The sequence below is a fragment of the Streptomyces sp. NPDC051561 genome, assembly GCF_044454195.1.
Taxonomy (GTDB): Bacteria; Actinomycetota; Actinomycetes; order Streptomycetales; family Streptomycetaceae; genus Streptomyces.
The window spans coordinates 293,040-319,253 of sequence record NZ_JBITDM010000009.1 but is presented as its reverse complement, the minus strand read 5'-3'; the positions used below and the strand labels follow the sequence as shown (position 1 = coordinate 319,253).

24 protein-coding genes are annotated in these 26,214 nt (G+C 69.8%); 9 read left to right on the top strand and 15 right to left on the bottom strand.

Going from position 1 to position 26,214, the window contains the following annotated elements:
• Nucleotides 1-267: 267 nt before the first annotated feature.
• The 3 genes from ACIA73_RS22285 to thyX form a co-directional block, all read right to left on the bottom strand.
• Nucleotides 268-1,953, bottom strand: a complete 1,686-nt coding sequence (locus ACIA73_RS22285) for a ribonuclease J (protein ID WP_399440368.1) — start codon at nucleotides 1,951-1,953, stop codon at nucleotides 268-270.
• Nucleotides 1,954-2,089: 136 nt separating this feature from the next.
• Nucleotides 2,090-2,989 carry a 4-hydroxy-tetrahydrodipicolinate synthase gene (dapA, locus tag ACIA73_RS22280; RefSeq protein WP_399440367.1) on the bottom strand — a complete coding sequence of 300 codons (900 nt, stop codon included), beginning with the start codon at nucleotides 2,987-2,989 and terminating at the stop codon, nucleotides 2,090-2,092.
• A 226-nt stretch (nucleotides 2,990-3,215) separates the two neighbouring features.
• Nucleotides 3,216-3,968 carry an FAD-dependent thymidylate synthase gene (thyX, locus tag ACIA73_RS22275; protein WP_399440366.1) on the bottom strand — a complete coding sequence of 251 codons (753 nt, stop codon included), beginning with the start codon at nucleotides 3,966-3,968 and terminating at the stop codon, nucleotides 3,216-3,218.
• A 224-nt stretch (nucleotides 3,969-4,192) separates the two neighbouring features.
• Here thyX and ACIA73_RS22270 point away from each other — a divergent pair, with 224 nt between their 5' ends.
• Together ACIA73_RS22270 and ACIA73_RS22265 are read left to right on the top strand one after the other, a co-directional pair.
• Nucleotides 4,193-4,432, top strand: coding sequence for a hypothetical protein (locus tag ACIA73_RS22270; protein WP_399440365.1), 240 nt, complete (start codon nucleotides 4,193-4,195; stop codon nucleotides 4,430-4,432).
• A 156-nt stretch (nucleotides 4,433-4,588) separates the two neighbouring features.
• Nucleotides 4,589-5,137, top strand: coding sequence for a hypothetical protein (locus tag ACIA73_RS22265; protein WP_399440364.1), 549 nt, complete (start codon nucleotides 4,589-4,591; stop codon nucleotides 5,135-5,137).
• A 110-nt stretch (nucleotides 5,138-5,247) separates the two neighbouring features.
• On the opposite strand, the gene ACIA73_RS22260 is transcribed toward ACIA73_RS22265, so the two are convergent.
• From ACIA73_RS22260 to eccD, 6 genes are all read right to left on the bottom strand, one after another.
• Nucleotides 5,248-5,703 (bottom strand): hypothetical protein, encoded by a 456-nt coding sequence (locus ACIA73_RS22260; RefSeq protein ID WP_399440363.1) that lies wholly within the window; start codon nucleotides 5,701-5,703, stop codon nucleotides 5,248-5,250.
• 29 nt (nucleotides 5,704-5,732) lie between these two features.
• Nucleotides 5,733-6,485, bottom strand: coding sequence for a 4-hydroxy-tetrahydrodipicolinate reductase (gene dapB, locus ACIA73_RS22255; RefSeq protein ID WP_399440362.1), 753 nt, complete (start codon nucleotides 6,483-6,485; stop codon nucleotides 5,733-5,735).
• Nucleotides 6,486-6,507: 22 nt separating this feature from the next.
• Nucleotides 6,508-7,887 carry a M16 family metallopeptidase gene (locus tag ACIA73_RS22250; protein ID WP_399440361.1) on the bottom strand — a complete coding sequence of 460 codons (1,380 nt, stop codon included), beginning with the start codon at nucleotides 7,885-7,887 and terminating at the stop codon, nucleotides 6,508-6,510.
• A 2-nt stretch (nucleotides 7,888-7,889) separates the two neighbouring features.
• Nucleotides 7,890-10,100, bottom strand: coding sequence for a polyribonucleotide nucleotidyltransferase (locus ACIA73_RS22245; RefSeq protein WP_399440360.1), 2,211 nt, complete (start codon nucleotides 10,098-10,100; stop codon nucleotides 7,890-7,892).
• Between the two features lie 404 nt (nucleotides 10,101-10,504).
• Nucleotides 10,505-10,795, bottom strand: coding sequence for a 30S ribosomal protein S15 (rpsO, locus tag ACIA73_RS22240; RefSeq protein WP_399440359.1), 291 nt, complete (start codon nucleotides 10,793-10,795; stop codon nucleotides 10,505-10,507).
• A gap of 224 nt (nucleotides 10,796-11,019) precedes the next feature.
• The gene (gene eccD, locus ACIA73_RS22235) at nucleotides 11,020-12,663 is read right to left on the bottom strand and encodes a type VII secretion integral membrane protein EccD (protein ID WP_399440358.1); all 1,644 of its coding nucleotides are present in this window, start codon (nucleotides 12,661-12,663) and stop codon (nucleotides 11,020-11,022) included.
• Between the two features lie 364 nt (nucleotides 12,664-13,027).
• Between eccD and eccCa the strand changes: the two genes are divergently transcribed.
• The 4 genes from eccCa to ACIA73_RS22215 all read left to right on the top strand — a co-directional run bounded on the left by eccCa (nucleotide 13,028) and on the right by ACIA73_RS22215 (nucleotide 18,778).
• The gene (gene eccCa / locus ACIA73_RS22230; RefSeq protein WP_399440357.1) at nucleotides 13,028-17,008 is read left to right on the top strand and encodes a type VII secretion protein EccCa; all 3,981 of its coding nucleotides are present in this window, start codon (nucleotides 13,028-13,030) and stop codon (nucleotides 17,006-17,008) included.
• Nucleotides 17,009-17,260: 252 nt separating this feature from the next.
• The gene (locus tag ACIA73_RS22225) at nucleotides 17,261-17,641 is read left to right on the top strand and encodes a hypothetical protein (protein ID WP_399440356.1); all 381 of its coding nucleotides are present in this window, start codon (nucleotides 17,261-17,263) and stop codon (nucleotides 17,639-17,641) included.
• Nucleotides 17,638-18,216, top strand: a complete 579-nt coding sequence (locus ACIA73_RS22220; protein ID WP_399440355.1) for a hypothetical protein — start codon at nucleotides 17,638-17,640, stop codon at nucleotides 18,214-18,216. The genes ACIA73_RS22225 and ACIA73_RS22220 overlap by 4 nt, the downstream gene beginning before the upstream one ends.
• Complete coding sequence (locus ACIA73_RS22215) at nucleotides 18,203-18,778, top strand: hypothetical protein (protein ID WP_399440354.1); 576 nt, start codon at nucleotides 18,203-18,205, stop codon at nucleotides 18,776-18,778. The genes ACIA73_RS22220 and ACIA73_RS22215 overlap by 14 nt, the downstream gene beginning before the upstream one ends.
• A 65-nt stretch (nucleotides 18,779-18,843) precedes the next feature.
• On the opposite strand, the gene ACIA73_RS22210 is transcribed toward ACIA73_RS22215, so the two are convergent.
• The 6 genes from ACIA73_RS22210 to eccB form a co-directional block, all read right to left on the bottom strand.
• On the bottom strand, nucleotides 18,844-19,143 hold the full coding sequence (locus ACIA73_RS22210; RefSeq protein ID WP_399440353.1) for a WXG100 family type VII secretion target: 300 nt from the start codon (nucleotides 19,141-19,143) through the stop codon (nucleotides 18,844-18,846).
• A gap of 17 nt (nucleotides 19,144-19,160) precedes the next feature.
• The gene (locus tag ACIA73_RS22205) at nucleotides 19,161-19,526 is read right to left on the bottom strand and encodes a WXG100 family type VII secretion target (RefSeq protein WP_399440352.1); all 366 of its coding nucleotides are present in this window, start codon (nucleotides 19,524-19,526) and stop codon (nucleotides 19,161-19,163) included.
• Nucleotides 19,527-19,539: 13 nt separating this feature from the next.
• Entirely contained in the window at nucleotides 19,540-20,802 is a 1,263-nt protein-coding gene (locus ACIA73_RS22200) for a hypothetical protein (RefSeq protein WP_399440351.1), read from the bottom strand.
• Nucleotides 20,799-21,185 (bottom strand): hypothetical protein, encoded by a 387-nt coding sequence (locus ACIA73_RS22195; RefSeq protein ID WP_399440350.1) that lies wholly within the window; start codon nucleotides 21,183-21,185, stop codon nucleotides 20,799-20,801. The genes ACIA73_RS22200 and ACIA73_RS22195 overlap by 4 nt, the downstream gene beginning before the upstream one ends.
• A 163-nt stretch (nucleotides 21,186-21,348) precedes the next feature.
• Nucleotides 21,349-22,551 (bottom strand): type VII secretion-associated serine protease mycosin, encoded by a 1,203-nt coding sequence (mycP, locus tag ACIA73_RS22190; protein WP_399440349.1) that lies wholly within the window; start codon nucleotides 22,549-22,551, stop codon nucleotides 21,349-21,351.
• 62 nt (nucleotides 22,552-22,613) lie between these two features.
• Nucleotides 22,614-24,125: a type VII secretion protein EccB gene (eccB, locus tag ACIA73_RS22185; protein WP_399440348.1), complete on the bottom strand. Its 1,512-nt coding sequence runs from the start codon at nucleotides 24,123-24,125 to the stop codon at nucleotides 22,614-22,616.
• A gap of 323 nt (nucleotides 24,126-24,448) precedes the next feature.
• Between eccB and ACIA73_RS22180 the strand changes: the two genes are divergently transcribed.
• The 3 genes from ACIA73_RS22180 (at nucleotide 24,449) to ACIA73_RS22170 (ending at nucleotide 26,126) form a co-directional block, all read left to right on the top strand.
• Nucleotides 24,449-25,063, top strand: a complete 615-nt coding sequence (locus tag ACIA73_RS22180; RefSeq protein ID WP_399440347.1) for a type VII secretion protein EccE — start codon at nucleotides 24,449-24,451, stop codon at nucleotides 25,061-25,063.
• Nucleotides 25,064-25,149: 86 nt separating this feature from the next.
• Nucleotides 25,150-25,731 (top strand): hypothetical protein, encoded by a 582-nt coding sequence (locus ACIA73_RS22175; RefSeq protein WP_399440346.1) that lies wholly within the window; start codon nucleotides 25,150-25,152, stop codon nucleotides 25,729-25,731.
• 161 nt (nucleotides 25,732-25,892) lie between these two features.
• Entirely contained in the window at nucleotides 25,893-26,126 is a 234-nt protein-coding gene (locus ACIA73_RS22170) for a DUF397 domain-containing protein (RefSeq protein ID WP_399440345.1), read from the top strand.
• Nucleotides 26,127-26,214: the final 88 nt, after the last annotated feature.

Genomic DNA, 26,214 nt, shown 5'->3' with positions numbered 1-26,214 from the left:
CTGTTCTTGCGTTTCCGACTCTATCAGACCGTTTCCGTTCCGATTTCCTCGGCGCCTTTCAGGTTCTTCGCTTTCGCGTTTTCCCTTTCCAGCGGCTCCGACTTTATCAGAATTTCTCAGTCGGAATTTCCAACCTCCAGCCGGATGTTCAGGCATGCAGAACATGTCCTGGTTCCCGCTGAGGTGGAGACGTAAACGTACTGGAGCGGGGTGCCTCGATGCAAATCGAGGTGCCCCGCTCCGGGAGATGAGGTAGTGGGACCTCGATCAGACCTCGACGACGACCGGGAGGATCATCGGCCGGCGGCGGTAGGTGTCGGACACCCACTTGCCCACCGAGCGGCGGATGAGCTGCTGGATCTGGTGCGCTTCCATCACTCCGTCGGCCGCGGAGCGCATGAGAGCTTCCTCGATCTTCGGGGTGACGGCGTTGAACGCGGCGTCGTCGATGCCGGAGCCACGGGCGTGGAAGGTCGGGCCTCCGACGATCTTGCCACTGGAGCTGTCGACCACGACGAAGACCGAGATGAAGCCCTCGTCGCCGAGGATGCGGCGGTCCTTGAGGTGGGTCTCGGTGACATCGCCGACCGAGAGGCCGTCGACGTACACATAACCGGCCTGGACCTTGCCGACGATCTTGGCGCGGCCGTCGATGAGGTCGACGACGACGCCGTCCTCGGCGATGACGATGTGGTCCTTGCGGACGCCGGTGAGAGCGCCCAGCTCGGCGTTGGCGCGCAGGTGGCGCCATTCGCCGTGGACCGGCATCAGGTTCTTGGGCTTGCAGATGTTGTAGAAGTACAACAGCTCGCCGGCCGAGGCGTGGCCCGAGACGTGGACCTTGGCGTTGCCCTTGTGGACGACGTTGGCGCCCCAGCGGGTCAGGCCGTTGATGACGCGGTAGACCGCGTTCTCGTTGCCCGGGATGAGGGACGAGGCCAGGATGACCGTGTCGCCGGGGACGATGCGGATCTGGTGGTCGCGGTTGGCCATCCGGGAGAGGGCGGCCATCGGCTCGCCCTGGGAGCCGGTGCAGACCAGTACGACTTCCTCGTCCGGGAGGTCGTCGAGGGTCTTGACGTCGACGACCAGGCCGCCGGGGACCTTCAGGTAGCCGAGGTCACGGGCGATGCCCATGTTGCGGACCATGGAGCGGCCGACGAAGGCGACGCGGCGGCCGTACTCGTGGGCGGCGTCCAGGATCTGCTGGATGCGGTGCACATGGCTCGCGAAGCTGGCCACGATGATGCGCTTCTCGGCGCTCGCGAAGACGTTGCGCAGCACGTTGGAGATGTCGCGCTCGGGCGGGACGAAGCCAGGGACCTCGGCGTTCGTGGAGTCCGAGAGGAGGAGGTCGATGCCTTCCTCACTCAGGCGCGCGAAGGCGTGCAGGTCGGTGAGGCGGCCGTCCAGCGGGAGCTGGTCCATCTTGAAGTCGCCGGTGGCGACGACCATGCCCGCGGGGGTGCGGATGGCGACGGCCAGCGCGTCCGGGATGGAGTGGTTGACCGCGACGAACTCGCACTCGAAGGGGCCGAGGCGCTCGCGGTCGCCCTCGACGACCTCAAGGGTGTACGGGCGGATGCGGTGCTCCTGGAGCTTCGCCTCGATGAGGGCGAGCGTCAGCTTGGAGCCGATCAGCGGGATGTCGGGCTTGAGGCGCAGGAGGTAGGGAACGCCTCCGATGTGGTCCTCGTGGCCGTGGGTGAGGACGATGCCCTCGATGTCGTCGAGGCGGTCCTTGATGGACGTGAAGTCCGGCAGGATCAGGTCGATGCCGGGCTGCTCCTCCTCGGGGAAGAGGACGCCGCAGTCGACGATGAGCAGACGGCCGTCGAACTCGAAGACCGTCATGTTGCGGCCGATTTCGCCGAGGCCGCCCAGCGGGGTGACGCGCAGGCCGCCCTTGGCCAGCTTCGGCGGGGCGCCCAGTTCGGGATGCGGATGACTCAAAAGACTCTCCTCACCATGCGCACTGCGGATCGTGGGGATCTCGGGCGCATGTTGTGTTGTGCACGGGCTGAATGTCAGTGCAGGGGTGTTTACGAGTGGTGCTGATGTGGTGCTTGTTCAGTTGTGAAGTCAGTGTTTAGAGCTGTACCCCGCCTGCGGCGAGATCGATCTTGAGCTGGTGGGTTTCGTCCGCGGACAGCTCTACGAGCGGCAGGCGGAGCGGGCCGGCGGGCAGGCCCTGAAGGGCGAGCGCGGCCTTGGTGGTGATGACGCCCTGGGTGCGGAACATGCCGGTGAAGACGGGCAGGAGCTTCTGGTGGAGCTCGGTGGCCTTCTGTACGTCACCGGAGAGGTGGGCGTCGAGGAGGGCGCGCAGCTCGGGGGTGACGACGTGGCCGACGACGGAGACGAAGCCGCAGGCGCCGACGGAGAGGAGGGGGAGGTTGAGCATGTCGTCGCCGGAGTACCAGGCGAGGCCGGAGCGGGCGATGGCCCAGCTGGCGCGGCCGAGGTCGCCCTTGGCATCCTTGTTGGCGACGATCCGGGGGTGCTCCGCGAGCCGGACGATCGTCTCGGTGTTGATCGGAACGCCGCTGCGGCCGGGGATGTCGTACAGCATCACCGGGAGCCCGGTGGCGTCCGCGATGGCGGTGAAGTGCCGGAACAGGCCCTCCTGCGGGGGCTTGTTGTAGTACGGCGTGACCGCGAGGAGGCCGTGGGCGCCGATCTGCTCGGCGGCGCGGGCGAGTTCCAGGCTGTGGCGGGTGTCGTTGGTGCCGACTCCGGCGACGACGTGGGCGCGGTCGCCGACCGCTTCCAGTACCGCCCGTACCAGGTCGTTTTTCTCCGCGTCGCCGGTGGTCGGGGACTCGCCGGTGGTGCCGTTGACGACGAGACCGTCGTTGCCGGCATCCACCAGATGGGTCGCGAGGCGCTGGGCGCCGTCGAGGTCGAGTGCGCCGTCCGCCGTGAGAGGCGTGACCATGGCGGTGAGGACCCGCCCGAAGGGGGTCTGCGGAGTGGAGATCGGAGCCATGGGTAACACGCTACTCGCTGCTCAGCGCGGGGTGTCCCCTCGGGGGACCGTGTGAGGTGGGGGAAGAGGACACCGGCACTGCCTGCTCGGGGGTTCAAGCAGTGCCGGGTCCGTTTGATCAGCCTAGATGAACTTCGCGAAACGTCGCAATACGGACACCTCGTGCGGCCCATCCGTACATCTGTGCCCGCAGAGAGTTACCGGGCAGAGATGTACGGGCGGAGAGTTACGGAGCGACGCGGCCGTTCTTGTTGAAGGCCGCGTAGGTGAGCGGCATCAGCCCGGCCCAGTGGGCCTCCATCTGCTCACCGACCATCTCGATCTCGCGCTGCGGGAAGGACGGCACGGTGGCCAGCTCGTGCTGGGTGCGCAGACCGAGGAAGTGCATCAGCGAGCGGGCGTTGCAGGTGGCGTACATCGAGGAGTACAGGCCGACCGGGAGGGTCGCGCGGGCCACCTCGCGGGCGACGCCCGCGGCGAGCATCTCCTGGTACGCCTCGTAGGACTGCCGGTAGGAGTCCTCCATGACGCGGGAGGTGAGCTCCTGCTGGGCCTCGGTGCCCTCGACGAAGACGTACTTGCCGGGGCGGCCCTCCTGGACCAGCTTGCGGTCGGCGCCGGGGACGTAGAAGACCGGGTCGAGACGCCGGTAACGGCCCGATTCCTCGTTGTACGACCAGCCGACGCGGTGCCGCATGAACTCGCGGAAGACGAAGATCGGGGCGCTGATGAAGAACGTCATCGAGTTGTGCTCGAAGGGGCTGCCGTGGCGGTCGCGCATCAGGTAGTTGATGAGGCCCTTGGAGCGCTCGGGGTCCTTGGTGAGCTCCTCCAGGGACTGCTCGCCGGCCGTGGAGACCCGGGCGGCCCACAGGACGTCCGAGTCCTGCGCCGCGTGCTTGACCAGCTCGACAGTGACTTCACTGCGGAAGCTCGGCTTCTGGGTCTCTTCGGGGGTGCTGTCCGGGGTCACGGTCACCGGCGGGTCCTTCCGTCTGCGTCTCGCTCTGGGCGGCGTCCACTTTACGGGCCGGAGGGGGGCCCGATTGCCGCTCCCGAGGTCCGACGGGCCGTCAGGACATTCTTTGAGCAATTCGGGGAAATCGGGCACCAAGTGGCAGTCTTGTGCGTCTGACAGTGCAGAGGCGTACAGGTGCCTCCGTGGACACTGTTCAGCTTGAATGATCAAAAGGAGCGACACTCATGTTTCGCCGGCGAGAAGCCGTCCCGTTCGCCTTTGTGGCCGAAGCGGACCGTTTCCGCAGTAATGTCACCCCTCCCCCACCTGAACGCCCCAGCGCGTCCCAGGTTCTCCTGCGGTCACTGGTCGGTCTGACCGTGGTCGCCGGACTGGCGGGTTCACTTCTCTTCGGGCTTCCGGCGCTCGATCCGGGGCACGCGCCAGGTAAGGCCCAGCAGTCCGAGGCCTCCCGGTCGCGCTGACCGGCTTGACCCACTCGGGCTCCGCGGAGCCCGGTTCAGGGGAACCGATGGGCCGTCAGGACTCGGCCGGACCCCCTGAGGTGGCTCGCCGCGAGAGCGCTCGGTAGCCTCACCGGGCACAGCCCAATCGAGCGTGCTTGTGAGTGAGGACCAGTCGTGCCCCTGCCATTCCTGACGGCCGACCGCGCTTTTGAAGCTGGCGCGGACGATATTGCGCTGCCGTACGACGATCACGACCAGTGGCGACGGCCGTACCGACCCGGGCCCTACCGGGTCGGTATCGCGGCCGTATTGCTGCTGCTGGCGTCGTTCGTGCTGTTGTCGGCGATGATCATTGCGTTTGCCGCCGAGGTGACCGGTGCGCTGGTCGTGCTCGGTTTCGGGGCGGTGGTGATCGCCTGTGCGTTGCGGATTCTGCGGATGGGGGTCTGGGTCAGCAGGGCCGGGCTGCGGCGGGTGGGGTTCTTCGGGACGGTCACGGTGCCGTGGAGCGAGACGTCGAATGTCCGGACCGTGCAGCAGCCGGTGCGGTGGCTGGGGCTGCCGCGGACGGTGCAGGGTCAGGCGCTGGTGATGGAGCGGCGGGGCGGATCGCAGCTGCCCGCGCTGCTCACGGACCACAGCGCGGACTTCCTGTCCCGCCCCGAGGCCTTCGACCGGGCGACCGACACGGTCGAGGTCTGGGGCGACGAGTACCGGCGGTAGCCGTCCGCGGGGAACGATTCAGCGGCACGGAAGCCGTACGGAGCAGTACGGAGCAGTACGGAAGGGGTGGCCTCGGTCGAGGCCACCCCTTCCGTATGCCGTTCCGTGCGTCAGTTCGTCGGCAGCGGCCTGCCCTCGTGCAGGGCGATGGCGCGCTGCATCGCCTTGCGGGCGCGAGGGGTGTCGCGGGCGTCCTGGTAGGCGATGGCGAGGCGGAACCAGGAACGCCAGTCGTCCGGATTGTCCTCGGTCTCCTCGCGGCGGCGGGTGAAGACCTCGTCGGCGGAGTCGCGGTCGATGCGGCCGGCCGGGGTGCGCTTCAACTCGTCGACGGGGAGGGCGCCTTCGGCGTCCAGGAGGGCGGCGAGCTTGTTGGCCTTGCGGACGAACTCGGTGTTCTTCCAGAGGAACCAGACGCCGATCAGCGGGATGATCAGCGCGGCGATGCCGAAGCCGATACCGAGCGGGGTGCCCAGTTCGATCATGGCGACGGCACGGCCGCCGACCAGGACGAAGAAGACGACCAGGACGGCTGCCGTGATGATGTAGGTGATCTTTGCGCGCATGGCTGGGTGTGTCCCGCTGTCGGTTCTCGTCAGTTCAGGTCGAGGAAGTTTTCCAGGCCGAAGGTGAGGCCGGGAGTGGTGACCACGCGGCGGGCGCCGAGCAGGATGCCCGGCATGAAGCTGCTGTGGTGCAGGGAGTCGTGCCGGACGGTGAGGGTCTCGCCCTCGGCGCCCAGCAGGACCTCCTGGTGTGCGAGGAGGCCGCGGAGGCGGACGGAGTGGACGGGGATGCCGTCGACGTCGGCGCCCCGGGCCCCGTCCAGGGCGGTGGCGGTGGCGTCCGGCATGGGCGCGCTGCCGGCCTGGGCGCGGGCGGCGGCGATGAGCTGGGCGGTGCGGGCGGCGGTGCCGGAGGGGGCGTCGGCCTTGTTGGGGTGGTGCAGCTCGATGACCTCGACGGATTCGAAGTACGGGGCCGCGATCTGGGCGAACTTCATGGTGAGCACGGCACCGATGGAGAAGTTCGGGGCGATCAATACGCCGGTGGAGGGCGACGCGTCGAGCCAGGAGTTGAGCTGCGCGAGGCGGTCGTCGGTCCAGCCCGTGGTGCCGACGACGGCGTGCATTCCATGACGTACGCAGAATTCGAGGTTGGCCATCACCGAGTCGGGGGTGGTCAGTTCGACGACGACCTGGGCGCCGGACTCCTTGAGGGTGTCCAGTGAGTCGCCCCGGCCGAGGGCCGCGACCAGTTCCAGGTCCTCGGCCGCTTCCACGGCTCGTACGGCTTCGGAACCGATCCGGCCCTTGGCACCGAGGACCGCGACGCGCAGCTTGCTCATGCTTGTTTCCTTCACGAAAGGGTTAGACGACCGCTTCTTCGAGGCGGGCGGCCTGCTTGTCCTTGAGGGGGCCGATGACCGCCAGGGAAGGCCGTTGGCCCAGGATGTCGCGGGCGACTTCGCGGACCTCGTCCGGGGTGACCTCGGAGATCCGGGTGAGCATGTCGGTGACGGACATGTGCTCGCCCCAGGCGAGTTCGCTCTTGCCGATGCGGTTCATGAGGGCGCCGGTGTCTTCGAGGCCGAGGACGGTGGAGCCGGAGAGCTGGCCGATGGCGCGGCGGATCTCGTCGTCGGTGAGGCCGTCGGCCGCCACCTTGTCGAGTTCGTTGCGGCAGATCTTGAGCACGTCGTGCACCTGGCTCGGGCGGCAGCCCGCGTACACGCCGAACAGGCCGCAGTCGGCGAAGCCGGAGGTGTACGAGTACACGCTGTAGGCCAGGCCGCGCTTTTCGCGGACCTCCTGGAAGAGGCGGGACGACATGCCGCCGCCGAGGGCCGTGCTCAGGACGCTCAAGGCCCAGCGGCGGTCGTCGGCACGGGCGAGGCCCGGCATGCCGAGGACGACGTGGGCCTGCTCGGTCTTGCGGTTGAGCAGTTCGACCCGGCCCGAGGCGCGGAGCTTGCGGGCTCCGGTACGGGGGGCCACCGGGACGGCGTCGGGCGAGCCGAGTGCGCCGGCCTTTTCGAAGGCGCGGCGGACCTGGCGTACCACTGTCGCGTGATCGACGTTGCCCGCGGCCGCGACCACCAGGTGGGTGGGGTCGTAGTGCTTCTTGTAGAAGCGGCGGATGCGCTCGGCCTGGAGCGCGTTGATGGTGTCGACGGTGCCCAGGACCGGGCGGCCGAGGGGGGTGTCGCCGAGCATGGTGTGCGCGAACAGGTCGTGCACGCAGTCGCCCGGGTCGTCCTCGGTCATCGCGATCTCTTCGAGGATGACGCCGCGCTCGGCGTCCACGTCCTCCTGGCGGATCAGCGAGCCGGTCAGCATGTCGCAGACCGTGTCGATGGCGAGCGGCAGGTCGGTGTCGAGGACCCGCGCGTAGTAGCAGGTGTACTCCTTCGCCGTGAAGGCGTTCATCTCGCCGCCGACCGCGTCGATCGCGGCGGAGATGTCGAGGGCGCTGCGCTTGGCGGTGCCCTTGAAGAGGAGGTGTTCGAGGTAGTGCGTCGCGCCGTTGAGGGAGGGGGTCTCGTCGCGGGAGCCGACGTTGACCCAGATTCCGAAGGTGGCGGAGCGGACGGAGGGGAGGGTTTCGGTGACGATGCGCAGGCCGCCCGGGAGGGTGGTCCTGCGGACCGTACCGATGCCGTTCTCGCCCTTGAGAAGCGTTTGGGTACGGGCGACGGCCCGCCCCTCCGAAGAGGTGCGGGCCGTCGTCACGGAACTACTCGACGTCACTTTTAGGCGTCGTCCTTCTTGTCGTCGCCCTCTTCGCCCTCGATGACGGGGATGAGGGAGAGCTTGCCGCGCGAGTCGATCTCGGCGATCTCGACCTGGACCTTCGAGCCGACCGCGAGCACGTCCTCGACGTTCTCCACGCGCTTGCCACCGGCGAGCTTGCGGATCTGCGAGATGTGCAGCAGGCCGTCCTTGCCGGGCATCAGGGAGACGAAGGCACCGAAGGTGGTGGTCTTGACGACCGTACCCAGGTAGCGCTCGCCGACCTCCGGCATGGTCGGGTTGGCGATCGAGTTGATCGTGGCGCGGGCGGCCTCGGCGGCCGGACCGTCGGCGGCACCGATGTAGATGGTGCCGTCGTCCTCGATCGTGATGTCGGCGCCGGTGTCCTCCTGGATCTGGTTGATCATCTTGCCCTTGGGGCCGATGACCTCACCGATCTTGTCCACCGGGATCTTGACGGTGATGATGCGGGGCGCGTTCGGGGACATCTCGTCCGGAACGTCGATGGCCTCGTTCATCACGTCGAGGATGTGCAGACGGGCGTCGCGGGCCTGCTTCAGCGCGGCGTCCAGGACCGACGACGGGATGCCGTCGAGCTTGGTGTCGAGCTGGAGGGCCGTGACGAAGGTCTTCGTACCGGCGACCTTGAAGTCCATGTCACCGAACGCGTCCTCGGCACCGAGGATGTCGGTCAGCGCGACGTAGTGCGTCTTGCCGTCGATCTCCTCGGAGATGAGGCCCATGGCGATACCGGCGACGGGGGCCTTGAGCGGCACACCGGCGTTCAGCAGCGACATGGTGGAGGCGCAGACCGAGCCCATCGAGGTGGAGCCGTTGGAGCCCAGCGCCTCGGAGACCTGGCGGATCGCGTAGGGGAACTCCTCGCGCGTCGGCAGGACCGGCACGATCGCGCGCTCGGCGAGCGCGCCGTGGCCGATCTCGCGGCGCTTGGGGGAGCCGACGCGGCCCGTCTCACCGACGGAGTACGGCGGGAAGTTGTAGTTGTGCATGTAGCGCTTGCGGGTCACCGGGGAGAGGGTGTCCAGCATCTGCTCCATGCGCAGCATGTTGAGGGTGGTGACGCCCAGGATCTGGGTCTCGCCACGCTCGAACAGGGCGGAGCCGTGCACGCGCGGGATGGCCTCGACCTCGGCGGCCAGCGTACGGATGTCCGTGACGCCGCGGCCGTCGATGCGGACCTTGTCCTTGATGACGCGCTCGCGGACGAGCTTCTTCGTCAGGGCGCGGTAGGCACCGGAGATCTCCTTCTCGCGGCCCTCGAAGGCCGGGAGGAGCTTCTCGGCGGCGATCTCCTTGATGCGGTCCAGCTCGGTCTCGCGGTCCTGCTTGCCCGCGATGGTGAGCGCCTGGGACAGCTCCGACTTGACGGCCTTGGTGAGGGCCTCCAGGACGTCGTCCTGGTAGTCGAGGAAGACCGGGAACTCGCCGGTGGGCTTGGCAGCCTTGGAGGCGAGGTCCGACTGGGCCTTGCAGAGGTTCTTGATGAACGGCTTGGCAGCCTCAAGACCCGCGGCGACGATCTCCTCGGTGGGAGCCTCGGCACCGTCCGCGACGAGCTGGATGGTCTTCTCGGTGGCCTCGGCCTCGACCATCATGATCGCGACGTCGCCGTCCTCCAGGACGCGACCGGCGACGACCATGTCGAAGACGGCGTCCTCAAGCTCGGTGTGCGTCGGGAACGCGACCCACTGGCCCTTGATCAGGGCGACGCGGGTGGCGCCGATCGGGCCGGAGAAGGGCAGGCCCGCCAGGATCGTGGAGCACGAGGCGGCGTTGATCGCGACCACGTCGTACAGGTGGTCGGGGTTGAGCGCCATGATCGTCTCGACGATCTGGATCTCGTTGCGCAGGCCCTTCTTGAAGGAGGGGCGCAGCGGCCGGTCGATCAGGCGGCAGGTGAGGATCGCGTCCTCGGAGGGCCGGCCCTCACGACGGAAGAAGCTGCCGGGGATCTTGCCGGCGGCGTACATGCGCTCTTCGACGTCCACCGTGAGGGGGAAGAAGTCGAGCTGGTCCTTGGGGCGCTTCGACGCGGTCGTGGCCGACATCACCATGGTGTCGTCGTCCAGGTACGCGACGGCGGAGCCGGCGGCCTGCTTGGCCAGGCGGCCCGTCTCGAAGCGGATGGTGCGGGTGCCGAAGGTGCCGTTGTCGATGACGGCCTCGGCGTAGTGGGTCTCGTTCTCCACTAGCGTTTTCTCCTCGTCTTCGTCCCCAGTCGCCCGTGTGGCGGTGGGACGGTGGCGGAGAAGCGTGCGCGCTCCGTGGTGCGGGCCGGTCTTCGATCGAAGCACCCGGGGTCTTGTTTCTCCGGGGGCCACTACCGAGGACCGGCGGGCTGGGCTGCGCCGCTTCTCGCTCTTGGTTTGTCCTGCTGGTGCGGGGGTTGGCCCCGCGGGTACGGGGCTCTGTCCCGTACGTCTCGTACGTTTCCCGTACGTCGTGCTCGTACGCCTCGCCCTGGGGGCGGGGTGTGACACGTACCAGCCTAATTGGCGTCCGGTACGTCCCGCACGTAGAAGAGGCTATGCCTGTCGTACGTACGGCAAAGGGAGCGGCTCCCAGTGGCGGGAACCGCTCCCTTCGTGGCGAACTACTTGGCGCCGCCGGCCGCACCGCGGCGGATGCCCAGACGGTCGACCAGCGCACGGAAGCGCTGGATGTCCTTCTTGGCGAGGTACTGGAGCAGGCGACGACGCTGGCCGACCAGGATCAGCAGACCCCGGCGGGAGTGGTGGTCGTGCTTGTGCGTCTTCAGGTGCTCGGTCAGGTCCGAGATGCGACGGGAAAGCATGGCGACCTGGACCTCGGGAGAGCCGGTGTCGCCCTCCTTCTGGCCGAACTCGCCCATGATCTGCTTCTTCGTAGCGGCGTCAAGCGGCATGCGTACTCCTGCTGTGTTGAGTCAAAGACTTGCCATCGAGTGCCCCTGGTCTTGTTCTCAGGGGAGCTTCCGTTACTCGGGAGGCGGGGTCCGCTGGGCGCAGCCCGCAGAGTCCAGGGACTCCGGTGGGCGCGTACACAAACGGCCGTAGGTCAGACTACCAGGCCGGCGAAGGGGGCTCTGCCCGCCTTCCCGGGGGCTGCTTCGCTTCGGGGCCGCCTTCCCTAGGGTCCCGCGGCGCGCAGTGCGTGGTAGGCGTCGAAGACGGCCAGGCAGAGCGGGACCGGCAGGAGCAGGACGCAGGTGTCGGCCAGCTCCAGGAAGCGGCCCCAGAACGGGGTGACCCCCTTCTTGGGGACGATCAGCGCGATCGCGGCGAGTACGGCCGCGACGGCGGCGGTGACGGCCGTGACTCCGATCGTACGGAGGTCCAGGGGACCCGTGTGCCCGGCGAGGGCGGCGGCGGTCAGGGCGGGCGGTGGGCGCAGTGCCATTCCCAGTCCGAGCAGGAGGAGGGTGCCGAGCCCTGCGGCGAGGACGCAGCCCGCTTGCGCGGTGTAGCGGAAGAGGTGGGCGCGCAGGAGCAGGGCGGCGCCCAGGGCCAGGGCGAGGAGCTGGGCGCGCACGCCGCCGGAGAAGCCGAGTACGGCGGCGCAGGCGACGGCGAGCAGGGCGCAGCCGCCGACCAGACCGGTGAGGAGTTCGTGGCCCCGGCGGGTGCGGGCGGCGATGCGGACGGCGTCGACGGGTGGTTGTGGGCTGTCCGGCTCGGGGTCGGTGACGTATCCGCCGGACGCGGGGGTGGGTGGGGCGGCGAAGCCGACGGGGATGCGGGCGAAGCGGGCGGCCAGTGAGGGGAGGAAGGCGAGGGCGCCGACCAGGAGGGGGACGCCGAGGGCGGCGGCGCGGGTGGGGGTGAGGCCGGTGACGGTCGCGGCGAAGAGGAGAAGGAGACCGGCGGTGGAGGCGGTGGCGGTAGCTACGAAGGGGGCGTCGGTGGGGTGGGAGGGGGTGGTGTGGGAGGGGGCGGTGGCGGGTGGGGTGGGCGTGCCGGTCCGGTTCGGGGAGGCGATGAGGAGGAGTACGGAGGCGAGGAGGACGGCGGCGAGAGCGAGGAGGGCGTGGAGGCGGCCGGGGCCCGCGCCGGGTGCGAGGGGGAGGAAGGCGGTGCCGGCGACAGCGGCGTGGGCGAGGGCCGGGGCGCCGAGGGCGAGGGCCGAGCCCTGGTCGTCGTACACCCGGGCCCGGGTGGCGGCGAGGGCGAGCAGGAGTACGGCGGTGAGGGCGGCGAGCGTGCCGGGGAGGCCTCGGGTGTGGTGGAGGGGGTGGGCGTTCCAGAGGGTGAGGGCAAGGAGGGTGAGGAGGGCGGAGGTGGCGGAGAGGCCGGTGGTACGGGTGAGGTGGTCGCTCCAGAGAGTGCGGTCGCGGGCGACGGTGGAGGCGACCGCGTCCGAGATGTCGTCGAAGACGGGTGGGGCGAGGGATTCGGCGAAGGGGCGCATGGCGAGGATCTCGCCGTCGAGGACGCGTTGGGCGGCAAGGGTGCGGGAGCTGTTGAGGATGGTGCCGTCGCGGCGGACCAGGTGGTGGCCGATGGGGGTGTGGGGGTGGGTTGGGTTGGTGTGGGGGTGGGGCTGGCTGGTGTGGGGGTGGGGTGCGTGGTGGCCGGAGAGGCGGAGTAGTTCGGGGTGGAGGTCGGCCAGGGGGAGGTCGCTGGGGAGGGCGAGGTCGATTCGGGTGGTGGGGGTGGTGAGGGTGAGGCGGAGGTAGGGGGTGCTGGTGGGGGCCTGGCCTGCGGCCGAGTTGTTGGTGTTGGTGGGGGCCTGGCCTGCGGCCGGGGTGGGGGTGGTTGTTTGGTGCGGGGGCAACTGGGGGTCTCCTTCGGGTGGTTGGGGGTCCCTTCGTCAAACGTGGGAGGGGGTGGGGAGGTGGCGGGGTCAGGGTGGGGCGCCTGGGGTGCGGGTGGGTTGCGCCTGCGGCGGGGGTTTGCCCCTCCCCGCCCCTTCCCTGAACCGCCTGCCGCGGGGCGGGTGGGGATCTCCGGGGGTGTGGTGATTGCTCGCGCAGTTCCCCGCGCCCCTGAAGACGCGCGGACAGGGGGGCGAGGAGGTGGAGGGGCGGGGTCAGGGTGGGTCGGGAGAGGCGGGTGGGGGCAGTAGGATCCGGCGGCGACGGGGCCCGGATCGGACAGGTTTGGGGTAACACGTCTGTTCGGTAGGGGAATTGGGGATCGTGGGGCAGATCGTCGTCAAGCGTCCGGCTCGGGTGGTGCCGCCTGGATTTGGTGGGGATGGCGTGGCGCTGCCGCCGCCTCCGGAGTTGCCCAAGGGGCAGCAGGAGGGGGTGTTGATACAGCTTCTGCCGATGCTGGGGATGGGCGGGTCGGTTGTCTTCCTGTTCATGAGCCCGAACAGGATCATGCATGTGATGGGCGGGTTGATGCTGATCTCCACCGTCGCCATGGCCGTCGCGATGCTGGTGCGTCAACGTCGCGGCACCCAGGGGCAGTTGGCGGATCTTCGGCGGGATTACCTGAAGCAGTTGGCGCAGGTGCGGCGGCAGGTGTTGAGGACCGCGCGGCGGCAGCGGGATGTGCAGTACTACCTGCATCCCTCCCCTGAGCAGTTGTGGGCGCTGGTGGCCGAGGGCAGCCGGGTGTGGGAGCGGCGGCCCGGGGACCCGGACTTCGCGCAGGTGCGGGTGGGGCTGGGGAGTCAGGGGCTGGTGACTCCGCTGGTGGCACCCGAGACGGCGCCGGTGGAGGAGTTGGAGCCGTTGTCGGCCGGGGCGCTGCGGCAGTTTCTGGCGACGCACAGCACGGTGGACGCGCTGCCGATGGCGGTGTCGTTGCGGGCGTTCTACCACATGGTGGTGAGTGGGGGTGGGGACGCGGAGTGTGTACGGGGTGAGGCGCGGGCGGTGGTGGCGTCGTTGGCCGCGTTGCACTCCCCCGCCGACCTGGTGATCGCGGTGGCGGTCGGTGAGCGGAGTGCGGCGGAGTGGGAGTGGGTGAAGTGGCTGCCGCATGCGCAGGGGCCGGGTGAGCCGGACGGGGCGGGGAGTCCGCGGCTGATCGCTGGGGACGTACGGGAGTTGGAGGGGTTGCTCGGGGGGTTGCTGGCGGACCGGCCGCGGTTCCGGTCGGAGGGGGCCGCGCTCACCGACCGGCCTCATGTGGTGGTGCTGCTCGACGGGGTGAGTGTGCCGGCCGGGTCGGTGCTGGCGTCGGCCGAGGGGCTCCAGGGCGTGACGGTGGTCGAGGTGGTGCCGGGTGAGCTGGGTGACGGTGCGAGGGGTGGCCTGTCCGTCGTCGTACGGGAAGAGGTGCTGCGGCTGGAGTCGGGGCACGGGGTGGCGTACGAGGGAGTGGCCGACGCTCTGAGCAGGGAGGAGGCGGAGGCGCTGGCCCGGCAGTTGGCGCCGCTCGCGGTGGCTTCGGGGCCGGATGCGGGGGAACCGCTGCTCTCGGAACTGGAGTTCACGGAGCTGCTGGATCTGGGCGACGCGGATGCGGTGGAGGTGGCCAGGACCTGGCGGGCGCGGCCCCGGGCGGACCGCTTGCGGGTGCCGATCGGGGTGGGCGAGGACGGCGCTCCCGTACTCCTCGATCTGAAGGAAGCGGCTCAGGAGGGGATGGGGCCGCACGGGCTGTGCGTGGGGGCGACGGGGTCCGGCAAGTCGGAGCTGCTGCGGACGCTGGTGCTGGGGCTCGCGGTGACGCACTCGTCCGAGACGCTGAACTTTGTGCTCGCGGACTTCAAGGGCGGGGCGACCTTTGCCGGGATGGCCCAGTTGCCGCATGTGGCGGCCGTCATCACCAATCTGGCGGACGATCTGTCGTTGGTCGACCGGATGGGTGACTCGATCCGGGGTGAGCTGAACCGGCGGCAGGAGCTGCTGCGGGACGCGGGGAACTACGCGAATGTGCACGACTACGAGCGGGCACGGCTGGCGGGGGCGACCGGGCCTGGCGGGGTGGCGTTGCAGCCTGTGCCGTCACTCGTCCTGGTGATTGACGAGTTCAGCGAACTGCTCACCGCGATGCCGGACTTCATCGAGATGTTCGTGCAGATCGGGCGGATCGGGCGGTCGCTCGGGGTACATCTGCTGCTGGCTTCGCAACGGTTGGAGGAGGGCCGGCTGCGCGGGCTGGAGACGTATCTGTCGTACCGGGTGGGGCTGCGGACGTTCTCGGCGGCGGAGTCGCGGGCGGCGCTGGGGGTGCCGGACGCGTATCAGCTGCCGAATGTGCCGGGGTCCGGGTATCTGAAGTACGGGACGGACGACATGGTGCGCTTCAAGGCGGCGTATGTGTCGGGTCCGTACCGGGGCGCGGAGGTGCGGCGGGAGGTCGTGGCGGGAGGGGTACGGGGGGACCGGCGGCCGGTGCTGTTCACGGCGGCCAGGGTTCCGGTGCCGGAGGCGGCGGTCGAAGGGGTGCCGGAGTCGGGCCCGGAGGTGCTGTCGGTGCCCGGGGCGCGTGTTCCGGAGGATGAGGCGCTGGCGGACTCGGTGCTGGAGGTGATCGTTCGGAGGCTGGAGGGGCGGGGTCCGGGTGCGCACCGGGTGTGGTTGCCGCCGCTGGACAGTCCGCCGTCGCTGGGTGAGCTGGTCGCCGGGGACGGTGCGGGCGGGTTGTCCGTACCGCTGGGTGTGATCGACAAGCCGTACGAGCAGCGCAGGGACACGCTGTGGCGGGACTTCTCGGGGGCGGCCGGGCACATGCAGATCGTGGGCGGCCCGCAGTCGGGGAAGTCGGCGTTGCTGAGGTCCTTGGTGTGTGCCTTCGCGTTGACGCATTCCCCGCGTGACGTGCAGTTCTACGGGCTGGATTTCGGTGGGGGCGGGCTGTCGGCGGTGGCCGGGCTGCCGCACGTCGGGGGCATCGCGTCCCGGCTGGACCCGGAGCGGGTGCGGCGGACGGTGGCCGAGGTGTTCGGGGTGCTGACCGAGCGCGAGGAGTACTTCCGGGCGGCGGGGATCGACTCGGTCGCGACGTACCGGAAGCTGCGGGCGCGTGGGGAGATCTCGGCGGACGAGCAGCCGTGGGGGGATGTCTTTCTGCTGATCGACGGCTGGGGCAGCTTCCGTACGGAGTACGAGGGGCTGGAGTCGGCGGTCGTCGACATCGCGGCGCGCGGGCTGGGCTACGGGGTGCATGTGGTGCTGACCGCCTCGCGTTCGATGGAGGTGCGGGCGCAGCTCAAGGACCTGCTGATGAACCGGCTGGAGCTGCGGCTCGGCGATGTCACGGACTCGGAGCTGGACCGGAAGGCGGCCGCCCAGGTGCCCGCCGGCGTGCCGGGGCGTGGGCTGACGCCGGAGAAGCTGCACTTCATGGGGGCGGTGCCGAGGGCCGATGGGGTGACGTCGGGGGACGGGCTCTCGGAGGGGACCGCGGAGCTGGTACGGGAGGTGGGGGCGCGGTGGGCCTCGGCCGGGGCCGCGCCTCAGGTGCGTTTGCTGCCTCGGCAGTTGGACGCGAGCGAGCTGGTGGCCGGGGGCGCGCGGTCGGCGGGCGGGGTGGTGATCGGGCTCGACGAGGACCGGCTGGAGCCGGTGTGCGTGGACTTCGAGCGGGATCCGTTCTTCCTGGTACTCGGCGAGAGCGAGTCGGGCAAGACGAATCTGCTGCGGCTGCTGATCGGGCAGCTGAGCGCGCGGTACTCGGGCCAGGAGTGCAAGTTCTTCGTCATCGACAACCGGCGGGGGCTGCTGGATGTGACCCCTGCGTCGCATCTCGCGGAGTACGTGCCGATGTCGCACTCCATGGAGCACCACGTGGAAGCACTGGTGGAGCTGATGCGGCGGCGTGCCCCTGCGGCGGATGTGACGGCGCGGGAGTTGCGGGAGCGGAGTTGGTGGCAGGGGCCGACGGTGTTCGTGGTGGTGGACGACTACGACCTCGTATCGACGTCGAGTGGGAATCCCCTGGCGCCGTTGGCGGAGTTGCTGCCGTTCGCGCGGGATGTGGGCGTGCGGTTCGTGCTGGCCAGGAATACAGCGGGGGCGAGCAGGGCGGCGTACGAACCCTTCGTGCAGCGGATGGTCGAGCTGGGGGCGCAGGGGGTGGTGCTGTCCGGGGACCCGAACGAGGGGGATGTGTTCGGCGGTGTGCGGCCTCGGGCGATGCCGGCGGGGCGGGGGGTTCTGGTGTCGCGGAGGCGGGGGGCGGTGTTGGTGCAGACGGGGTTGGTGGGGGTGGGTGAGTGAGGTGGAGCGGTTGGCTCGGGGGCGTCTGGGGTTGTTCTGGGTTCGTGGTGAGAGCTGGGGTGGTTGGTGATGGTGTGGGACGAGTGGGAGAAGTTGAAGGGTGAGGCGGCGGGGAGGCGGGCTGCCGGGGGCGAGGGTGACGGGATGCGGCTTGCGGGGGTGGGTGGTGGGTCGCAGGGGGCTGGATCGCGTGGGGCGGGGGGCGCGGGTGGGGCCGGGGTTCTTTCGGCGAATCAGCAGCAGCTTTCGAGGGTGGGGGGCGACGCGTATGCCCTGTTCCAGAGGTTGGGGCGGGAGGGGCGGGGACCGGTCGCCGCGAGTGCGAAGGCGGCGGGTGATCTGAAGGGGCAGGGGTTCGCGCTCGGGGGTGGGCTGCATCGGGTGCAGGAGCGGTGGGGGCAGCAGGTGCGGTCGTTGGTGGACGCGTGTGCGCATGTCGCGCAGCGGATGGACTTCACCGGGAAGGTGCACCGGGAGGACGAGTTGGCGGTGCATCGGGTGGTGAGCAGCATCGCGCGGCTGGAGACGGCGTTCGAGGAGCGGTCGGAGCGGCGGGGCGGTGGGGGCGGTCCGGGTGGGGGCGGTCCGGGTGGGCATGGTCCGGCCCGTGGGAAGCCGGAGGGGGGCCGGTGAGGCTGGAGGCTTTGCGGCAGGGGAATTTCGCTTCGCTGGACGTGGCGGTGCAGGACTGGTCCCGGGTCATCACCCATTTGCAGTCCATCGAGCGCGAGGCGCGCACCGGGATGCGGGCGCGGGCCGAGCGGGCCAATTGGGAGGGCATCAATGCGACGGTCTCGCGGGAGTTCATTACGAACGAATTGAATCAGAACAAGACCAACTATGCCGGAATGATCGGAACAGGAATCGGTGTGGGGGTCAGCTTCGTCGGAACACCCGTACTTGGTGCGTTGGCAGGTGGCGCCGCGACCACGACGACCAGCGTCATCATTGAGTACATCTCGCAACAGTCCGAGGCCGAAAAGACAAAGGAGGCATTCTCACGGGTCGGTGACATCTGGGAAGTGCAGAAAGCGACCAGCAGTAAGGCAAGTGCAGATTGCGCAGAAATTGTGGCCAGGAAATACGACGTTTCGACCCCTAGCGCCATGTACGTCTTGGCACGAAATTCAACGCAGAGCGGATACTCCGACGCCTCATCCAACGCTGCACGAATGGCAAGGGACCTTGAGACTGATGTCCACCGCTAGGACGAGCAAGCCACCATCAACCGCATCGAATCCCTGGAAGCGTGTCGCCACCCTCGTAATAACGGGACTTCTCCTCACTTCGTGCTGGACACAGGAGACGAGAACATACTCAATTCCGAAAACACTGTGCGGCACAGAGGTTCCTGGTGCATTAATCGATCCGTTCCTCGCCCCCGGAAAGACCGTCTCTCAGGAACTGGATGATTTCGGTGACCGCTCGGGCAATTACTCGTTCTGCCGAATTCGCGTAGACGGGAAGAGAGTCCTGTCCGTGATCAACGAGTGGTACCCCAGGGACTACAACATGGCCAGAGTGGCTTCAGCTCCACTGGGTGTCCGTTTGAGCGATCACCTTTCAGGAGACGGTTCGTACACCTATGCAGAGCGAGGTGGCGTCATCCGAGTCCAATGCCACCATCCGGACACGACATGGAAACGCGAGAACGGAAAGCTATTCGTCACCGTGTATTCGGCTGACCCTGCTCCCCCCAGCGAATCCGCGATGAAAAATCTGGTCACCGGCTACGCCAAAGCCGTCTCCGCGTCGGGTGAGTGCAACTGACCACCAGCACAGCAACGCCGAGCGCCCCCAACCGTCCAGGTTGAGGGCGCTCCGGGCTTCGGGGCCTACATGAAGCCCTGGGCCGCTCGCTTGTCGCCTGCCTGGTAGGCCGGGGCTGCCTGTTCCACCGCTCGGGAGATCTGGATCAGGGAGGTGTGGATGGCCTGGGCCTCGCGGTCCCACTGGGTCTGGGCCATGTTGTAGGCGTCTCGGGCGTCGCCGGCCCACAGTTCGGAGATGGTGGCGATCTTGTCCTTGATGGCGCGCAGGCTCTGGTCGAGGCCGTCCGCCTGGCTCTTGATGGTGCGGGCGGCGTTGTCCAGGGCGGCGTAGGTGACCAGCATGGTGCCGTCGTTGTGCGTCATGAGGGAGTGGGCTCCTGTCAGTAGCTGCTGAAGCTTGAGGTGGGGGCGGTGGGGGACGGGGACGGGCCGCCCGCGTAGCCGGGGGTGACGTCGATTCCTCGCATGGCCGCGCGTACCTCGTCCTCCGTGTTGCCGGAGATCGTGCGGGCCGCCTCGATGGCTTCCTGGAACTTCAGGAGCAGGTTGCCGATGCGGACCATGTTCTGGTTGATCTGCGCCTGCTTGGCGTTGAACGCGCCGGCGCCGATGCCCTTCCACTGGCCTTCGAGGTTGTCGATGGTGGCGTGGAGGCGGGAAAGCTGGCCCTTGACGTTCTGGAAGTTGTTCGTGAGTTCCAACTGGAGCTTCGCGAGGGCTACTCCGTTGACCTTCTGCACTGCCATGGGTGGGGCCTCCTCAATGTGAGTGGTTGATGACGGGTGGGGCGGCGGGGCCCTGGGCGGACGTCCAGGTCTCCGCGTCCTCCGTCAGGGGGGAGGCGGACTGCGGGGCGTTCCGCCGGGGGGTGTTGCGCTGGGGTGTGCCGGGTGGGGGTGACAGAGGAGGTACGCCCGGGCGGACGAGCCCGGCGCCGCCACGGGTGAAAGCGCCCGGGGTGGATGCCGTGGCCGGGCGGGTGGGAGTGCCGCCGCTCACGCCGTAGGGGCTGGTGGGGAATACCGGGCGGCCGGCAGCGGACATGGACCTGGCAGGCAGGGCGCCGGAAGTGGGGCTCTGGGCGGGAATCCCGGACGTGCCGGTGAGGGGCGGGGGAAGGGGGATGCCTCCCGCGATCCCGGCGAGTGGGGCGGGGGCGGCCGTCGGCGTGAGGGGCTGGGCCTGTGGGGTGGCCGGCTGGGGGACGGACGACGGTGCGCCGGACGCCTGGGACGGCGTAACACTGCTGAGTTCCATTGAGGTCGAGGCGCCGGGATGTGAAGGGGACGTGGGGTCGATGTCGATGAAGGAGGTCGGGTGCGTCGAGTCAGTCGGGTCGGCCGGGTACGTCGAAACGGGCGCGAGCGTCCCGGCGGCTGCGGGTCCCGCCACCATCCCCCGGGACGCGTCGTACACGACCCCCTCGACCCCGGCCCCCTCCCCCATCGCCTGCGACGGCGACAGCGACTGCTGCGTGCCCCCTCCCGAGCGCACCCCCGGTGCACCCGCTCCCCCGGCCCCGCCACCTCCCGTAACCCCGCCCGCGTCCCTCGGTCTCGGGACGTCCGCCGCCAGTTCCTCGTCGAACACCGGGGCGGGCGTGCCGGCCAGGTGTCCTGCGGAGACGGTGTAGTAGGAGGCCAGCCGGTTGAGCTGGTTGACGGCTTCCTGGCGGTGCGGTTCCGAGGGAGTGGCGGGTGAGGCGTCCCTGGGCGGGAGGGAGTTGCGTACGGCGGTGAGGCCCGCGCCCGCCTCCTGGAGTTCGGTGCCGACTCTGCGCGCGTACTCGCCCAGCTCGTCCGCGTGGTCTGCCAGACGTGCGCCGAACCTGCGGAACTCGGTGGCGGATTCACCCTTCCAGTTCGCCCCGGCGAGGTGGTCCCGCAGTTCCTTCGCAGCGACGAAGAAGGCGGTCCGTACGCTCATGAGCGACCGGCCGGTCTCCTCCAGGGCCTGTGGGTTTCCGGCCTCCACCAGGTCGATCATGGTGTTGAGCCGGTGCGACTCGAAGTGGGAGGTCACGCGCCGGTGCCCCCTGACGGGGATTCGGAGCGGATCGCCCAGAAGCGGCGGCGGAGGTCTTCCTCCAGGTTGTCGAAGCCGATCTGAGCGCCGTGCACCGCGATGTCCAGGCACTCGATCTGTTCCGAGAGTGAACGGGAGAGGTCGATGAGTCCCTTGTGCACTCTGCGGTACTGCGTGTGCAGGTCGTCGGCCTCCGGGAAGGGGATGCCCGGAGCGGCGAAGTGCGCACGGGAGAGGGTGTGGGACGCCACCTTTCTGCTGCCGGCGTCGCTGTTCTCGAACTCGGCCAGCATCGCGTGCACCCGGGCGCGGAACTGTTTCAGTGCACCCACTCCGCGTTCGAGGTCGCTGCTGCCGGTCCGGCCGCCTCCGTCGGGCACGGCGCTCCTTTCGGTTCTGTTGTCGTCCTACTTGCCGCTGATCACTTGAGCGTGCCATTGGGCGGGGGTGCGTCACGGGGACAAGTCGCTGGTCAGTCGCGGTGGTTGCCCGGGGTTGCGGCTTTCGGGGGCGGGGCCCCCGACACTCGTTCGACGGGTGGCGTCAGGTCCGGCGCTCCCCCACCGGCCACCGCCCGCGCCGCCTCGCGTCGCGCACCGCGACCGCCGCCCCGGTGAGCACGGCGACGGCTGCGGCGCTGCCGATGAGGATGTACGTCGCGAGGCGTGCGGCCCGTTCGTGGGCGGTTTCGCCGGTACGGGCGGACGTGGGGTCGGGAGCCGGGCCGGCGGCCGGGGCCTGCTGGGCGACGGGGCGGGCGGCGGGGCGGGTGTCGTCGGTCAGGGCCCGCAGGGGGTCGACCACGCCCCAGCCGACATTGGGGTCGGCGCCGGGGGTGGAGCGTTCGGCGGTCTGCTGGAGGTGGGAGACGATCTGCTGCCCGCTCCAGTGGTGGCCGTGCTTCGCCTGGAGGAGGGCGGCGACTCCGGCGACGTACGGCGCGGCGAAGCTCGTACCGCTGTCGGTGCAGTGGCCGCCGCCGGGGACGGTGGAGACGATGTCGGCGCCGGGTGCCGCGATGCCGACGAAGTCGCCGGGTTGGGAGAAGTAGGCGCGTTCGTTGTTGCGGTCGGAGGCGGCGACGGCCAGCACGCCGTCGATGGCGGCGGGGTAGGTGGGGGCGAGGGTGCCGTCGGCGCCGTCGTTGCCTGCGGAGGCGACGACCACGATGTCCTGGGCGAGCGCCTTCTTCACCGTCGTGACAAGTTGCCCAGGAGGCGGCTGCGACGAAGCTGTGTCCTGGGAGATGTTGATGACCTTGGCCCCGGCGCGGATGGCGTACTCGATCGCCTCGATCAGATTCGTCGGAGTGCCGTTGCCCTGCACGTCGTTCTGGTCGATGGGGATGATCGTCACTTCGGGCGCGAGCCCCACGAACCCCGTGTCGGGGTGCGGCCGGGCCGCGATGATCCCGGCGACCTTGGTGCCGTGCCCCACGGCGTCGGTGGTGCCGTCGGCGGCGCCGCGCTCGGCGCCGCCCTTCAGCTTGGCGGGCAGTACGTTGGTCCCGCCCGCAACCGCCCCCCTGAGCTGCGGATGCCGGGCATCCACCCCCGTATCGATGACCGCCACCTTGATCCCCGCCCCCCGCGTCTCCTTCCACACCTCGTCCAGCAGCACCCGCTGGAGCGGCCAGGGGCGGCCCGCGTACGGTTTCCCCGGATGGCAAGAGCCCACGTCCACCGGTTCCGTGGCCTGGGCGGCCGGGCAGACCGAGGCGAGCACCAGGGTCGCCGCACCGCGCACGAGAACCGTGCGGACACGGCGCGGACCGCATCGATACGTCGCCGGACCGCCCGCCACCCCCGTCACGAGCCCTGCATCTGGACGGCGCCGCCGGTGGACAGGCGCGGCCCGGTCGGCAGCAGTGAGGACCACACGGCGGGGACCGGGGCGGCCTTCACGCCCTCGTAGCCGAGGAGTTCCTGGGCCGTCTTGAGAGGCGCCCGCCCGCCCTTGGGCACCTTCTCGCTGGTCAGGTCCGGACCGCCGCCGGGCTTCGCGTCCGTGGCCAGTGCGAACCCGCCGACCTGGAGGGAGTGGCGCAGTCCGGTGTCGGTGAGCAGGAAGTACGGGCCGGTGTCCGTCCTGGTGCCGGAGATCTGGCGGAAGTACTGGCCCGAGCCGGGGGTGACATAGGCGGAGGCGGTGCCGGTGGGCAGCGGGCGGGGGAAGTCGGGGGCGGCCCAGGTGCTGAGGGCGATGGTGCCGTGGGTGCCGTCGACGGAGCGGAGGACGGTGCAGAGGGTGGTGCGGGCCGGGGCGACGGGCTGGGGCGCGTACCTCGGCCAGCTCTTCTCGTACGGGGCGAAGTCGGCACCCACCGCGAAGAACCGGCTGACCTGCTCGGCGGAGCCGCCCTGTCCGAGGTGCTCCAACTTCTTGCTGTTGAGCAGGAGATACGCAACGAACGGGGAGACGGGCACGACCCGGCCCGCCAGCACCACGTAGTGCGGGGCACTGCCGCCCCTGCCCGTGGCCAGCACCCGGCCCACTGTGCGGGCGTGCCCCCTGAGGCCGGGCACCCGGCTGGGCCTGCCGGCTCCCGGCACGTCAGGAACCACGATCTCGCTCCCCCTGTGCAGTGTCCTCAGCCACTCCTTCGGCACCCGCTGCGGCACCCGCCGCGCCCCCACCACCTGGTTGAGCAGCACCTCGTCCTCAGTGCCGATCGGGTACGCCGTCCCCGTCGCGTCCACCACGTAGCGGCCGTCCTCGGTCGCCACGTACAGGAGTTGCCCGCCCCGCAGCCGGTGACCGTTCTCGACCTCGTCCCGCTCCCGCTCCGCCAGCACGAACATCGTCGTCCTGGGCCTCCCGCCGCTCTCCTGGGCCCGGGTGCAGGCCGCCCACAGCTTCCGGCTGCCGACCTCGCCGCGCTCGGGCACCCGGTCCGGTGCGTACGGAATGCCGACGGTGGCACCGCGCTCAAGTCCGCTGCGGTCGAGGATCTCGTCGTTCACCTTGACGACCTTCTTGTCACCCCCGTCGACCAGCAGCCTCGCGGAAGCCATGTTCAGCACCGGGTGGAGCTTGTGCTTGCCGTTCGTCGTCAACACCACGTACCGGGTGGTCGACTCCCTCGCCACGATGATGTTCTCGTACGGCTTGCGCCAGTTCCGTGGAGCCGCCGGATCGAACATCCCCCACACCCCGAACCCCGCCAGCACCACTGCCCCCACCAATACCCCTGGCAGCACCGCCCGCAACGGGCGCGGGGCACCCTCCTCCGAGCCGGTCGGACTGGGCCTCAGGAACTGTGCGACCAGCCTCCGCTTCGCGTAGGCGTATGCGTTGAGTTCGTCTCGTCGTGATGCCATCGGGCCGCTGCCACTCTCCGCAACTCTCGTCACTCACAGCTCGGATAGGGTGAACGCACGGTCAACTCCCGCACGTCAGCGGTGGTTACGGTCGCGGGAGGCGAGCGGTAGTGAGGGTGCCGATGTTCGGTTTGCGCCCCGGGGCGCCTCGGCGGGATTCCGCCCCGGGTGCGCTCGGGGTCCCGGTTCTGCCCACGTTTCCGTACGAGGACCGGGGGCGCCGGATCGTCGGAATGGCCGGGGACGGGACATTCCTGACGGCGGTGGTGCGAGTGTCGTCCGAGAGTGGAACGGGGCTTCAACCAGCGGGTGGGGTGCGGCCGTTGCCCCTGTCCTTGCTCGCGGACGTGCTGGAGGTCGACGGGGTCGCACTGGCGTCGGCGCAGTGTGTTCAGCAGGTTCGGGGCGACGGCCCGGCGGGGTTCCCGGCGGTGCGGCTGACCTGGGTGGCGTTGCGGCTGGAGCCTGCGCTCTGCCCGGAAGCGGTGACGGTGCGCGGGGGCGGGCTCGGCGGGGCGCAGCGGTGCCTGGTCCGGGCCGCCTCCCATGTGGCGAGCAGGATCACGGGGGCGGGGTTGCGGGCCGAGGTGCTGGATCAGGAGGGCCTCAACTCGGCGGTGTCCAGCGCGGCTTGCTGCGGATCGGCGCATGTCGTGTACACGGTGAAAGGCACGCCCGACCGTGCGGCCGCCCTGCTCACCGCGCTGCCCGGAAGGACGGCCACTCTCGGGCTGACTGTGCGGCGTGGGCCCTGGGGGGCATCGGCGGATACGACCGGGCACCTTCGGGTTTCCGCACGGGACGCCAGCGAACTCGACTTAGTACGAGGGGAGTTGCAGCAAGCGGCGCGGGCTGCACGGATCGGTCTCGTACGGGTTGACGGCGCACGGCGCTCGGCGGTGCTCGCCACGGTGCCGCTGGGAGGTGTGGCGCGGTGAGGGTACGGCGGAGATCGGGACGGGGCGGGGCCGTGGAACGGGGCGGGGCCGTGGAGTTTGCGGCGGTGCCGGTCGGGGGTGACGGGGTGCCCGTTGGGGTGAACGCCCAGGGGCGGCCGCTGGTGCTGGGGGTGCACCGGCCCGAGCCGTACGACGTGCTGCTGATCGGTGGGCTGTGGACGGCTCAGCTGCTGGCGATGCGGGCGGTCGGGGCCGGGGCGGGGACCCGGGTTGCCGTCGAGACGGGGCGGCCCCAGGCATGGGCGGAGGTGGGCGGGGTGGAGCTGTTCGAGGTGGGGCGGGTGCCCCCGCTCGGAGCGGCCGAGGGGCGGCCCGTGCTGGTGGTGCGGGACTGTGGGATGCGGCCGCCGCGTGGGCGGGTGGTGCCGGCGCCCTGGCAGGTGGTGCTGACGTTGCTGCCGTATGTGAGCGCGGTGGCGCCCCGGTTGGTACGGGAGGCCGGGCTGGTCGGTGTGCAGCGGGTCGCGCCCGAGGAGGCGGGGCAGATCGGGCGGCTGCTGCGACTGACGGAGGAGGAGTCGGCGGCACTTCCGGAACTCGGCGACGGGGTGACGCTGTGGTGTGCGGGGCGGGAGCGCGAGTGGGTGACGGCCGAGCCCAGTGGGGTGGAGGGGGCGGCGCTGGGAGTGGCTCGTCGGATGGATTGAAGGGGAAGGGAGCAGCGGGCAGCGGAATGGAGTGGGGGGAGTGGCAGCACGATCCCGCCGATGACGCAACCCCCTTCGCACCCATCGGGCACGATGGCATGGGCAACGGCGTTCGTGAGAACGGATGTTGTGTCGGACGCACAACGAAGGGGACAGGCGGAATGGGAACTCAGCAGGAGAAGGACGCGCTCTACGCCCTCGACATCTCGGATGCGGAGTGGCTCGGCGCGCCGGGCACCGAGGACGCCGAGGAGCGGGTGGAGATCGCCTATCTGCCCGAGGGTGCGGTGGCGATGCGGTCGTCGGCGGACCCCGCGACGGTACTGCGGTACACCGAGGCGGAGTGGACGGCGTTCGTTCTGGGCGCCCGCGACGGGGAGTTCGACCTCACGTAGCCGACGCTACGGAGTCGGTGATCCGAACCGGCGGTACGGAGTCGGCGGTACGGGGTCGGTGATCCGAACCGGCGGTACGGAGTCGGCG